The organism is Cupriavidus sp. PB-02, assembly GCF_058252315.1.
Genome location: NZ_CM177695.1, coordinates 1,873,121 through 1,886,028, shown reverse-complemented (window position 1 = coordinate 1,886,028; position 12,908 = coordinate 1,873,121). Strand labels below are relative to the sequence as shown.

The 12,908-nt window shown below is 65.9% G+C and carries 9 protein-coding genes; 6 read left to right on the top strand and 3 right to left on the bottom strand.

Going from position 1 to position 12,908, the window contains the following annotated elements; all coding sequences use genetic code 11:
- Positions 1–10: 10 nt before the first annotated feature.
- The gene (locus AC10V3_RS29415; protein ID WP_022538894.1) at positions 11–988 is read right to left on the bottom strand and encodes a Bug family tripartite tricarboxylate transporter substrate binding protein; all 978 of its coding nucleotides are present in this window, start codon (positions 986–988) and stop codon (positions 11–13) included.
- Between the two features lie 93 nt (positions 989–1,081).
- On the opposite strand from AC10V3_RS29415, the gene AC10V3_RS29410 reads away from it, so the two are divergent.
- The 5 genes from AC10V3_RS29410 (at position 1,082) to AC10V3_RS29390 (ending at position 9,938) form a co-directional block, all read left to right on the top strand.
- Positions 1,082–1,654 (top strand): MarR family winged helix-turn-helix transcriptional regulator, encoded by a 573-nt coding sequence (locus AC10V3_RS29410; RefSeq protein WP_022538893.1) that lies wholly within the window; start codon positions 1,082–1,084, stop codon positions 1,652–1,654.
- A gap of 242 nt (positions 1,655–1,896) precedes the next feature.
- Entirely contained in the window at positions 1,897–3,447 is a 1,551-nt protein-coding gene (locus AC10V3_RS29405; RefSeq protein ID WP_041681805.1) for a 4-hydroxyphenylacetate 3-hydroxylase N-terminal domain-containing protein, read from the top strand.
- Between the two features lie 196 nt (positions 3,448–3,643).
- Positions 3,644–5,098: a PQQ-dependent sugar dehydrogenase gene (locus tag AC10V3_RS29400; RefSeq protein ID WP_490923840.1), complete on the top strand. Its 1,455-nt coding sequence runs from the start codon at positions 3,644–3,646 to the stop codon at positions 5,096–5,098.
- 230 nt (positions 5,099–5,328) lie between these two features.
- The gene (dctP, locus tag AC10V3_RS29395; protein WP_490923839.1) at positions 5,329–8,235 is read left to right on the top strand and encodes a TRAP transporter substrate-binding protein DctP; all 2,907 of its coding nucleotides are present in this window, start codon (positions 5,329–5,331) and stop codon (positions 8,233–8,235) included.
- A 26-nt stretch (positions 8,236–8,261) separates the two neighbouring features.
- Positions 8,262–9,938, top strand: coding sequence for an amidohydrolase family protein (locus tag AC10V3_RS29390; protein ID WP_022538889.1), 1,677 nt, complete (start codon positions 8,262–8,264; stop codon positions 9,936–9,938).
- A 52-nt stretch (positions 9,939–9,990) separates the two neighbouring features.
- On the opposite strand, the gene AC10V3_RS29385 is transcribed toward AC10V3_RS29390, so the two are convergent.
- Entirely contained in the window at positions 9,991–10,770 is a 780-nt protein-coding gene (locus tag AC10V3_RS29385) for a class II aldolase/adducin family protein (RefSeq protein ID WP_022538888.1), read from the bottom strand.
- Positions 10,767–11,750, bottom strand: coding sequence for a tripartite tricarboxylate transporter substrate binding protein (locus AC10V3_RS29380; RefSeq protein WP_022538887.1), 984 nt, complete (start codon positions 11,748–11,750; stop codon positions 10,767–10,769). The genes AC10V3_RS29385 and AC10V3_RS29380 overlap by 4 nt, the downstream gene beginning before the upstream one ends.
- A gap of 197 nt (positions 11,751–11,947) precedes the next feature.
- On the opposite strand from AC10V3_RS29380, the gene AC10V3_RS29375 reads away from it, so the two are divergent.
- On the top strand, positions 11,948–12,847 hold the full coding sequence (locus AC10V3_RS29375; protein WP_022538886.1) for a LysR substrate-binding domain-containing protein: 900 nt from the start codon (positions 11,948–11,950) through the stop codon (positions 12,845–12,847).
- Positions 12,848–12,908 lie beyond the last annotated feature (61 nt).

Sequence of the window (12,908 nt, the reverse complement as noted above, 5' to 3'; positions counted from 1 at the left end):
CGGTTGCTGATCAATCGCCGGTATAGCCGGAGGCCTTGACTACCGGCGCCCACCGGGCCGCATCCGCTTTCAGCACGCCTGCGAAAGCTTCGGCCGGGCCGGTGGCGGGTTCCAGCCCCAGCTTCAGGAACTTGTCGCGCACCTCGGGCGACTGCACCGCCTTGACGATGGCGGCGTTGAGCTTGTCCAGCACCGCGCGTGGCGCGCCCGCCGGCGCGAGCAGGCCGTAGCGGCCTTCGCCCTCGATGCCCTTGTAGCCCAGTTCGGTAAACGTCGGCACGTCCGGCAGCGCCACCGAGCGGTGCGTGCCCGAGGTTGCCAGTACGCGCACCTTGCCGGCGCGGTGCATCTCGGTCAGGTCGGCCAGCGTGTCGACCGAGGCCGGCACCTGCCCGCCGACCAGCGCGCTCATCAGCGGCGCCGAGCCGTTGAACGGCACGTGCAGCATCTCCACGCCGACCTGTTTGCCGATCATCAGTCCGAAGAAATGCGGGATGCTGCCGAGCGCTGGCGAGGCATAGGAGTTGTTCTGCGGACCGGCCTTCAGCCACGCCACGTAGTCCTTCAGCGTACGCGCCGGGCTGCCCGGACCGGTGGCCAGCGCCAGCTGGAAGTTGGCCGCCTGCGCCACCGGCGCGAAATCGCGCTGGATGTCGTAGTTCAGCTTGCGGTAGACCAGCGGCGCGATGGTCATCACCGCCGAATTGGCCACCACCAGCGTATTGCCGTCGGCCGGCTGCGTGCGCGCGTAATCCATCACCAGCCTGCCGCCCGCGCCGGGCTTGTTCTCGATCACCACAGTCTGGTTCAGCGTCTCGCGCAGCTTGTCGCCGACCAGGCGCGCGGCCAGGTCGGCGGTGCCGCCGGCGGGGTAGCCGACCAGGATGCGCAGCGGACGCTCGGACTGGGCGCCGACGGGGGCGGCCCAGGCAGCGGCCGCGGCCACCAGGCAGGCAAGCAGGCGGGGAAGGAAGGGGCGAGGGCTCACGATGTCTCCTGTTTATGTGCCGGCGGCCGGCATGGATGGCAAGCTAACACCCGTCGATATAATTAACAAAATCAACTAATTCGTGGGCGTGGCATGGCGCAAGGACAAACGCAGGGCAAGGCAACCGACGGCGGCGTGCGGCTGCAGCGGCCGAGGCGGCTGGCCGACTTCATCAACTACCGGGTCTATCACCTGAACCGCGTCGCGCTGGGCGCGGCGGGGCTGCACCTGCGCGCCACCGCGGGCGTCACCCGACGCGAATGGCGCATGATCGCCTTCCTTGGCGAGCAGCCGGGCACCCGGCTGACCGAGCTGGCCGCCAGCGCCGGCCTGGACAAGGTGCTGGCCAGCCGCGCTGTGCATGCGCTGGTCGAACGCGGGCTGGTGCGCCGCGACACACGCGCACAGGACCGGCGCGCGGCCGCCTTCACGCTCACGGAGGAAGGCGAAGCGGTCTACCGCACCGCCTTCAGGCAAGCCAGGGGCTTCAATACCAGGCTGGCCGCATGCCTGACGGCGGAAGAAGCGCGCGTGCTGTCGCGCTGCCTGGACAAGCTGCAGGCGCAAGCGCAGGCGATGCTGGCCGAAGCGCAGGCGCTGCCGCAGCCGCAAGACGCTGCGCCGGCGTGGGATCCGCTGCAGGTGTGGCGAGGAAGCCGGGCGTAGCGCGGCGCTGAGCCGCCGGCTGGGACAGGTGTCCGCATCACGTGGCGTGCGCGCCAGATCCTGGTCGGTTTGCCGGCACACCTACATTCATCCGTTTCAGTGGGGTAGGTCACAGAGCCGCGGTGGCGTGCGTGTATCTTCAATGCAGCGCCCGGCGCGGGTTTTTCCCGCGTGACCGGAGACGCCTGAGCGCCCGGAGGCATCGCGCCGCCGGGGCCGACGCGTTCCTGCAAGGTTCACACATGTCCGACGATCTGCGCAGTACATACAACAAGGCGTACGTCCCCTTCAACGCCAGCGAATACCTGCAAAGCCTCGACGATGAACGCGAGGTCTGGATCTATGGCGAACGCGTGAAAAACGTGGCCGAGCACCCGGCGTTCCGAAACGCGGCGCGGATGATCGCGCGGATGTACGAGGCGCTGCACGATCCCGTGCGCCAGCCGGTGCTGACCATGCCGACCGAGTGGGGCGGCTTTACCCAGCGCTTCTTCCGCGCCCCCCGCGACGTGGCCGAGCAGGTGGCGCAGCGCGATGCCATCGCCGACTGGCAGCAGTGCGCCTGGGGCTGGATGGGCCGCTCGCCCGACTACAAGGGCTCGTTCCTGGGCACGCTCGGTGCCAATGCGGAGTTCTACAAGGGCTACGAGGACAATGCCCGCTACTGGTACCGCAAGGCGCAGGAGAAGACCTGGTACATGGGCCACGCGGTGGTCAACCCGCCGGTGGACCGCGAACTGCCGCCCTCGGCCACCTCGGACGTGTTCGTGCGCGTGGCGCGCGAGACCGATGCCGGCATCTACGTCAGCGGCGCCAAGGTGGTGGCCACCGGGTCGGCGCTGACGCATTACACCTACGTGGCGCATGTCGACACCGTGCCCGCGCGCGGGCCCAAGTTCATCGTGGCCACCAATGCGCCGGGTGTGAAGCTGTTGTGCCGGGTCTCCAACGAGTACCGCGCGGCGGTGCTGGGCAGCCCGTTCGACTATCCGCTGTCGTCGCGCCTGGACGAGAACGACGCCATCCTGGTGATGGACAACGTGTTCGTGCCGTGGGAGAACGTGTTCATGCACGGCGAGGTGGAGCTCGGCGAGAACGCGCAGAGCGGCTCGGGCTACCTGGAGCGCGCCTCGTTGCACGGTTGCACCCGGGTGGCGGTCAAGCTGGACTTTATCGTCGGCCTGCTGGCGCGCGCGCTGGAAATCACCGGCAGCAAGAGCTTCTACGGTGTGCAGGTGCAACTGGGCGAGGTCATCGCCTGGCGCAACGCCTTCTGGGCCTTGTCCGACGCCATGGCCAAGAGCGATGTGCCGTGGCACGGCAATGTCCGCCCCGATTCGCATTTTGCCGGCGCTTACCGCGTGCTGAACCAGGAAGCGCTGCCGCGCGTGCGCAATATCATCGAGCAGGTGGTGGCCAGCGGCCTGATCTACCTGAACTCGCACGCGTGCGACTTCAACGTGCCGGAGATCCGCGCCTACCTGGACAAGTATGTGCGCGGCTCCGGCGGCGCCAGTGCCGAAGAGCGCGTCAAGGTGATGAAGATGCTGTGGGACGCCATCGGCACTGAATTCGGCGCGCGCCATGAGCTGTACGAGATCAACTACATCGGCAGCAACGATGCCACGCGGCTGACCAACCTGTCGGCGGCGCAGTCCAGCGGCAACCTGGAGCGGATGAAGGCGTTCGCGCGCTCGGCCATGGACGAGTACGACCTGAACGGCTGGACCGTACCCGACCTGGTAAATCCGGACGATGTCAGCGTGCTGCGCCGCGGCGGCCCCCTGCGCTAGTTGCGCGTCAGCACCCGGACCGGCCCCTGCCGGTCCAGCACGTCTACCACCGCACACTCGCCGATGCCGCGCGCATGAAGTATCTTTTACAAAGGCGAGGCGCGCCTGCCGCAGGAAAGGCCGGCGGGACTTGTGCGGGCGCCGTGGATCGGTTCTTGCATGGCAGCCAGTGCCGCAGCCGTGACAGGAGCGCGCTATGTCCGACGCACTACGATCCTCGCTATGCCGATTCTTCATCGCCTGTTGCCTGGGCGTCGCAGCCTGCGGTGGGGGCGGGGGAGACGGGGGCAGTGACGGCGCCAGCGGCACGGGCACGCTGACGCTCTCCATCTCCGGCCTGCCGTCCGGGACGTCGGCGGCCGTCACGGTATTGGGGCCCGGCCAGTTCCGCCAGACCGTGACCCAGTCGACCACGCTGTCCAACCTGCCTGCCGGCAGCTATACGGTCAGTGCCGCCAGCGTGCTGACGAGCACCGCGCTCTTCGAGCCGCAGCCGCCCTCGCAGACCGTGGCGGTGAGCGCGGGCGCCGGTGCTTTGGCCAGCGTGGCCTACGGTGCGCCGGAGACGTTGCAGTTGTCGCTGACGCAGGTTGCCGGCGGGTTGTCCGCACCGATCTTCCTGACCGCGCCCGCCGGCGATTCGCGCCTGTTCGTGGTCGAGCGCGCCGGTCGCATCCGGATCGTGCGCAACGGCGCGCTGGTCGCCACGCCGTTCCTCGATATCGCTGCGCTGACGACGACCGATGGCGAGCGCGGGCTGCTGTCGATGGCGTTCGATCCCGGCTATGGGACCAACCGCCGCTTCTACGTCTATTACACCGACGCCAACGGTGCCATCACCATCGCCCGCTACAACGTGTCGGCCGCGAACCCGGATATCGCCGAGGCATCGGGCACCGTGCTGCTGTCGATCCCGCACGGCACCTTCTCCAACCATAACGGCGGCCAGCTCGCGTTCGGCCCGGACGGCATGCTCTATATCGGCACGGGCGACGGCGGCGGCGGTGGCGATCCGGCGGGCAACGCCCAGAACCCGGGAACGCTGCTCGGCAAGATGCTGCGGATCGACGTCAGTGGTGCGTCCGGCTACGGCTTGCCTGCCGGCAATCCGTTCGTCGGCCAGTCCGGCCGTCGCGGTGAAATCTGGGCCCTCGGCATGCGCAACCCGTGGCGGTTCTCGTTCGACGCCGGGTTGTTGTATATCGCCGATGTCGGCCAGGACCAGCGCGAGGAAGTCGACGTGGCGCCGGCCACCAGCGCGGGCCTGAACTACGGCTGGAACCGGACCGAGGGCACCGCCTGCGTGGGTGCGGCCACGTGCGACAAGACCGCGCTGACCATGCCGGTCTTCGAATACGGCCGTGACGCGGGCGGCTGTGCCATTGTTGGCGGCTATGTGTACCGGGGCAGTGCCAATCCGGCGCTGCATGGCCGGTATTTCTATTCCGACCTTTGCACGGGCAAGCTGTTGAGCTTCGTGTACCGCGATGGCGTTGCCGCCGAACAGGTCGACTGGAACGTGACCATTCCTGGCAGTGTGTTTTCCTTTGGCGTGGATGACGGGCAGGCGCTGTACGTGCTGGCCGATCCAGGCACGTCGGCGACGAGCGGGCGGGTGTATCGGATCGATGCGTCGGGCGCCACGCCGTGAAGCCATCCGGCCAGTCGACCAAGGCCATCGCGCCGCAATCTGAATCAAAACCTGTTGATTCGTGAGAGCGTCCGGCGAAACTGGCGGCAATTGCAAGGTTGTGCGACTGCCGCGCCAAAGCGCTGCCGGCAGCTTGATGCATGGCCGGCAAGACCGTAGCCTGTCCCACTCCCAAAGTTGGCATTGACACCGTTCTCCCCGTGAACGATCTATAAGAGGGGGAGGGCGAAATGAACCAAAGACACCGGGCCTGGCATCGGGCTTTCTGGGACTTCGTTCGCACCGGCAGAGCGTTCCTGGTCGGGTTGCTGCTGGCGCTCGCCGTTCCGGCGAGCATGGCGCAGGTCTACAGGTGGCGTGCCGAGATTCCTGCCGGGCTGCCAGACCCCGAAGTCGCGACTGTCGCGAAGCTCACGGCGCGCTTCGGCACGCGCCCCTCGCGTGCGCTCCGGATAACGCCAGCCACCGCTTCCACGGTCCCTCCCCAGCAACTGATGGAGCTGGTGAAGCGCGGTGACGTACAGCTGGCGGTGATCCCGATCGATGTGTTGGCCGCGCAAGTGCCTGACTTTGCCATCTTCGATTCGCTTTTCCTGTTCAAGAGCCTGGAGGCGGTGGAGCAATACGAGCGCAGCATGGATGGCCTGCACCTGCTGTCGCAGCTTGGGGCTCAGGGCTTGACCGGGCTCGGATACCTGCATGGCGGGATGCTGCAGATCGTGTCGAGCAAGCCCATACAGGCGCCAGCCAACCTGAAAGGACTAAGACTGGGTACCCGCAGGGCAGGCGACATGGCGCAGCAGTGGTCCCGGTTTGGTGTGTTTCCCGTCCCACTGTCGAAGGAGGCGTTCCCGTCTGCCTTGCGGCAAGGCATGGTCGATGCCGCTGAGGCACCGTGGTCAGAACTGATGAATGTGCCCGGCGGCGGGTGGACCATCACGGAAAGCAACCATCGGTATCGCGGCTATGTACTGGTCGTCAACCGCGCGGCACTCGATGCGCTTCCGGGCCTGGTGAAGCAAGGCTTGCTGGGTGACGCCCGTACGATCATCGACCGGCACAATGCCGGCGTCAGGTCCGCGCATGCCTTGGCGCGCAACAACGCACTCGGTGCCAGCCCGCGGCCAAATACGCTGTCGCGATCCGACTATGACCAGTACGTCGGTCGCCTGAAGGGCTATGTCAAGGACAGCCAACCCGATCGATCCCGGGTGGTGGCCAGGGCCCTTTCGGTGAGTAGCCTGCAGCTTGCCCAGAAGTACTTTCCTGATGATGCACCGGTGCTCGCGCTGGAGCCACTCAATCTCGTCTCGGTGGCGGTCGCGGCCACCAGCGTCCCGAATCCCACGCAGCCGCCTGCGGCGGGTGCATCGTCGCCGGGTCCTCCAACCCCTGTTTCCTACAACGCCAGCTTGTCGCCGCTGTCACCAAAGAACAGTGCCTATCCGCAGCGGCAATCACTGCAGTCGCGTCGGCTTGCCACGCTTCGATTTCATCTCGGACCCTACGACCCCGCATCGATCCTCGCCGCCAAGCCTGCGGCGGAGGATATCCTGCGCAGCAAGGTGGATGTCCCGCTGAGCGTGGTGCTGGACTGTTCATTCTGCGAGCCGCGTGCCGAGTCGCTCAAGCGCATCATCTATAAGCCCGGGGAACGCCGGTCGACGGAAGCCAGCTTCGCCTTCACGCCGGCACAGGATCCCGATGGAAAAACCTATGTCGGCACGCTGCAGATCCTGGTGCTCAATGACGCGACGGGAACGGTGCAAGATCGCATCCCGGTCGATGTCGTCATTGATGCGGCTGACGCCATGCCTGCAGCCGCACCACAGCCTGCGCGGCCCATCAAGGCGATCGAGCCATCGGTGGAATCAGCGTGGAAGCCGGATATCCTCTTGTATGCCAGCGAGGAACTGGGACGCGATGTCAGTATCGAGTTCGAGCCGGTGAGTGCGGAGATGAAGGCTATGATCGGCAAGCTGGCCTTCGACGAACAAGGCAGGCGCAGGAAATTCCGCTCAGGGATCGAGGACAAGGCACTCGTAGAAGCCATGACCAGATCCGCCTACGGCGTGATGTCGGCGGTGAGCCTGCAAGGACCATTCCTCAAGCGATTGAGCGCCACGGGAACGGACGCTGCCGTCTCCAAGGCTTCGCAGGCGAGCCTCAGCCTGACGGATGCTGAAGCCGCAGCAGTCGCGGAGACGATTGGCGAGATCGGCATGCAGTTGTATCGGAACCTGTTCATTTCCTCAACAGAGGCGGACTTGCGCACCATCATCCGTAAGCTGGAAGATGCTGCCGATGCGCCGCGGACCGTTCCGTTGCGACTGAAGGTCGTGACGGACCGGATCTCGTTGCCATGGCAGTACCTCCACCACCTCGGCCAGGAAACCGACCCGAGGAAATTCTGGGGCATGCGCTTCAGCCTGAGCGTGTCGCGGGCAAGCAGCGGCGGGCCGGGCAGGGCGGCTCAGCCTGAGCAGATGCTGCCGCGCAAAGTGGTCTTTGCCCGCTATGGGAGCAACGCGGACCCAACCGTGCCGTTGGCCCGCGAGCAGATGCTGCAACTGCGCCAGATCCCGGTTCCGAACCTGATGGAGGTCGATTCAGGGCGGACGTTGCTGAACCAGGTGCTCACGCAGGACAGAAAGCGCATTTCGGCCATTGTTGCCTTTCTGCACGCGTCGACTGGCGAAGCCCAGCCCGGTGATCCCTATAGCGCCGGCCCGCAACTGAAGTTCAATGAGGGCGACCTGGTGACAAGCAACAAGCTCGAAATGCTGCTGAACAAGCAGTCTGAGGAGGAGCTGGTTGCGCGCCTCCCCTACCTGACGAGCGCCCCGCTGGTCATTCTCAACGCCTGCGAGACCGGGCCTTCTGCCCATCTTCCCCATGTCAGCCTGGGGGACGTCATCGTCCGGCTCGGCGCCCAGGGCGTGGTCGTCACGGAGGTCTCGATATGGATCCCTCTTGGACATGAGGTGGCGAAACGCCTGATCGGCAGGCTCGGCAAGGGCGAGGCGGTCAGTGACGCCCTGACGGCGATTCGTCGCGAGCTCTATGCCGAGAAGAAGAACCCGCTGGGCCTGCTGTATACCTACTACGGGGATCCGGCCGCCACGCTTCGCTACTGATTGCGCCACCACCGAGGATCACAATCATGCCGCTGAATCGCCGGAGCTTCCTGGCAACACTTGCCGCCGCCTTGTCCCCGCTTCCGTCAGGCGCGGATCCGCTGTGCCCGGGAGATCCGGCGATCTCTGACCGCAATGCGCCACTGACCATCGACGTGCATGCCCACATCTTCAACGGGCGCGACTTGCAGATCCGCGCGTTCCTGGCGAAGACGACGGTCGGCGAGGACTCCGAACTGTACCCGCTCGTCAACGGCGCGGGCGCGCTCTTGCAGGCGCTGGGCTGGCATTTCGCGCCAGACGCCCAGAGCGAACGCAGGGCCATTCAACGCTACGCGGCGCAGCTCATCCGGTGCAAGGATGCCGGGCAGATGCGAAGCCTGGCCGCGCCGGCATTCGAGGAGGGCTATGCCGTCGGCCGGCGTGAGCTGAAAGCTGCGTCGGACGCGGTCTACCAGACGCCGGAAGGGGCCGCCGTCCTCGGGCCGAGGGACGCAGGCGCGGTCGGGATGGGCGCTGCCATCGAAGCCTTGCCGCCTACCTACGATGAGTTCGAGCGACAGCAGTCCGATACGGCGAGCATCCTTGGCAGCCATCCCACCTTTCGCGGGTACATCCGGTTCATCCTGCACAACTTCAACCATCGCCATGTCAACGCGATCGACTACCTGACGACCTATTCCAGCAACCCGGTGCGCAAGGTGGACCTGGTCGTCGCCAGCATGGTGGACTATGACTGGTGGCTGGCGCAGGGTGCGCAAACGCCGACCACGCTGCTGGAGCAGGTGGAGCTGATGGGACAGATATCGGTGCTGATGGGCGGGCGAGTCCATGGTTTCGTGCCGTTCTGCCCGTTCCGGGAGTCCGTGACAAAGGGCGCCGACGGAAGCGGTGCGTCGCTGCGCCTGGTCAGGTACGCGATCGAAAAGCAAGGATTCCTGGGGGTCAAGCTCTATCCCCCGATGGGCTTTGCGGCATGGGGCAATGCCGGCAAGACAGTCTGGCAGGGCAAGGTGGGTTTACCGGCTGCCGCGTCGGATCCCCGTTTCGGAGCCCGGCTTGATGCCGCCATGGGTGCGCTGTTCCGCTATTGCCTGAAGAACGACGTGCCGATCATGGCGCACACGAATCACTCCAACGGACCATACGAAGAATTCCGGGAACTGGCAGGGAGCGAGTATTGGTTTCGGGCACTGCGCAGATTCCCGGGCCTGCGTGTTAGCTTTGGCCACTTCGGCGACACCGACCCGGAAGACCATCACGGCGACAAGTCGCGCAAGTTCCTCAACCTGATTACTGCCGCGAAGGGCTCTGCCGGCGCGAATACCTTCGCGGACAGCGGCTATTTTGCCGGCGTGCTGCTTAATCAGCCAAGGATGACTGAGCTGCTGCGGACGCTGTACGCTGCCTCGGACAATGAGATCCTGCGTGAACGGCTGATGTACGGCACCGACTGGACCATGATCCTGCCTCAGCACAACGTGGAGCGATACCTGTCGGATTTCATGGATGTGATGGCACGGGTCGAGGCGGCAGAGCCGGGTGTCGCCGTGCGCCAGACGTCCTTGTCGAACGCCTTCTTCGGCCAGAACGCGGCCAGCTTCCTCGGACTGCGACCGGGCATGCGGAACCGCAAGCGGCTTGAAGCCTTCTACGCGGCGAGGCAGGTTCCGCAGCCGGACTGGATGCACAAGCTGGGGTAGCCCTGGTTTCCGGCGAGCTTTCATCCCGGCCGCCGGCGTGGCGGCCAGTGAGTCAGGTCTTGTACGACGGATCGCGGCGGTCGAGATAGCGCCGCATCGCCGGCCACTCCATTTCGCCGAAGGGCCGCCTGACATGCGGCAGGTAGAGGTTGTAGGTCTTCTCGATGACCTCGGGCGGGGGCATGGTCAACTCGGCCCCCGTGCCCATGGCATCGAGCTGGATCTTGCAGGCCATTTCCAGCCAGTACATTAGGTTGAACGCCTGGGCGATACTCGCGCCGGCCGTCAGCAGGCCGTGGTTCCGGAGAATCAGCGCTTCATGGTTGCCCAGGTCGCGCACCAGGCGTTCGCGTTCGTCCAGCTCCAGCGCCACGCTCTCGTAGTCGTGATAGGCAATGTGCGCAAAGCGCATGGACGTCTGCGTAAGGGGCAGCAGCCCGCACTTCATCGCGGAAACCGCGGAGCCCGCGCGCGTATGCGTGTGCAGCACGCATTGCACGTCGTGGCGAGCGGCATGGACGGCACTGTGGATGACATAGCCTGCCTGGTTGACGCTGAACCGTCCGTCGCCGCCATCGTGCACGTTGCCGTCCAGGTCGATCTTGATCAGGCTGGAGGCGGTGATTTCCTCGTACATCATCCCGTACGGATTGATCAGCAGATGGTCGGGCGTTCCGGGGATGCGCGCGGTGATGTGGTTGTAGATGAGGTCGCTCATGCCGTACAGCGCCACGAGGCGGTAGCAGGCAGCCAGGTCGACGCGCGCCTGCCATTCGGCCGCGTCGAAGTCGCTCGGACGCCTGGCGCCGGCATTGATCTTGGGGGCGCTCATTTTTGGGTCACCTTCTGGGGTTCGCGCAGGGAATCTGCGATGGGTTGAAGTTCTTTCCGGTTGCCGGCCAGCGCTGCCGTCCAGGCGGCGCCGGACAGGTAGGCGAGCACTGGTGCGTCATTGCGGGCGGCCGCGATGAACTCGGGGTCGCGCAGGCTCTCTTCGATGGCCTTCTCAAGCCGTTGCGCGATGCCCGCGGGCAGGCGCGCCGGCGCGGCAACACCGCGTTCCGAACTCATGACGATGGGCACGCCGGCCTCGCCCGCGGTGGGCACGGTGTCGATGGGCTTCAGGCGTGCCTTGCTCATCTGTGCGACGCCCTTGAACGGGCCGCCCGCGAGGCTGAGTTCGCGCATCTCGCCCGCGCTGACATAGGTGAAGTCGACATGCCCGCCCATCAGCGCCGTCTTCGCCTCGGCTGCGCCCTTGAACGGGATGCTGTTCGCCTGCACACCGGCGATCCGCTGCAGTTGCTCCAGCGCCAGGTGGCCATTGGTGCCCACCCCGCTGTGACCGAAGGAGAGCGAGCCCGGCTGCTTCCTGAGCGCCTGGACCACGCTCCGCAGGTCGGTGTACTTGCTGTCTTTGCGCGCAATCAGCACCGTCGGGTCGTCGACGAGCCGGGCAATCAGGCGCAGGTCCTCGGCCTTGTACTGCGCATCCTTGTACATCGGCAGGAAGATAAAGCCGGGGACATTGACGATGCCGATGGTGTAGCCGTCGGGTTTGGCGCGGGCGACGTGGGCCACGGCCAGTTCGCCGGCCGCACCGGGCTTGTTGGTGACGACGATGCGGGCGTTGGCGCCGAGGCGCTTGGACACGAAGGGCGCGAGGACGCGGGCCATCTGGTCGGTGCCGCCGCCGGCGGCAAAGCCCACCACCAGCTCGATGGGGCGGTCGTCCGGCCAGGCGGCGAGCGCCGGGCCGCAAGCGACCATGGCAACGGAAAGCGCCAGTCGGCGCAGAAGGGGCATCTGCATTGCTGTCTCCATGGGTTGTAGTTGTGGGCCCCGGCCTGATCGGCGTCCTTATGTACTCCGCGCATGAAACCTTGGGAAGATCCGGCTGGTGCAGCGGGGCCGCCCTGAACGGTGAGGGCTATACTGTGTCGACATTTTGCGAGCTAGGCGGGGCGCTCACAAGCGACTATTTGTTGCCCTGTTGATGAGTTTTTGGAATGAATCCACGACGCCTTACCCCCTCGATGTCGTCCCTGCTGGCGTTCGAAGCCTCCGCCCGCACCGAGAGCTTTACCCGGGCCGCACAGCAACTGTCCCTGACCCAGAGCGCGGTCAGCCGGCAGGTGCAGACGCTGGAAGAACTGCTGGGCGTGGCGCTTTTCCAGCGGATTGGCCGGCGGGTGGTGTTGACCGATGTCGGCCGCATGTATCTGCGCGAGCTGACGGGGCCGCTGGAGCGAATCCGCAGCGCGACCATGCAGGCGATCGCGTTCCAGGCTGGCGGCGGTACGCTGCACCTGTCCGTGTTGCCGACCTTCGGGTCCAAATGGCTGATGCCCCGGCTGCCGGGTTTCTATGCCAGGCACCCCGAGGTGCTGATCCACATTCATTCGCGCACCTATCTCGACCTGGACCTGTCCGGCATGGACGCTGCCATCGTGGTGGGAGACGGGCAGTGGCCAGGGGCCGTGGCGTACCAGCTCGTCGCGGAAGAACTGGTCCCGATCATCGGTCCCAGGCAGGCAAAGCGGGACAAGATCAAGGGGATCGAGGAGTTGCTGCGGTATCCGCTGCTGCAGGTCGTCACGCGGCCGACGGCGTGGCGGGACTGGTTTGCCAGGCACGGCTATGCCGGCGATGCGCTCAAGCTGGGCCCCCAGTTTGAAATGACCTCCCACCTGATCCAGGCGGTGTCTGCGGGGATGGGCATCGGCCTGGTGCCCAGGGTGCTGGTCGAGGACGAACTCCGGGCCGGCACGCTGGCGGTGCCGGTCAAGGTCGGCAGTGATGCGAGTGGCAATGCCTACTACCTCGTCGTCGCAGCCAATCGCGAATCGTATCCGCCCTTTACGCTGTTCAGGGACTGGTTGCTTGGCGTGGCCGGCGATGCGCCATGAATGGCGCCCGCCGTTTGTGATTCTGTATGGGGGATGCCGCCGTACGTTGGCAGGTGCCAGC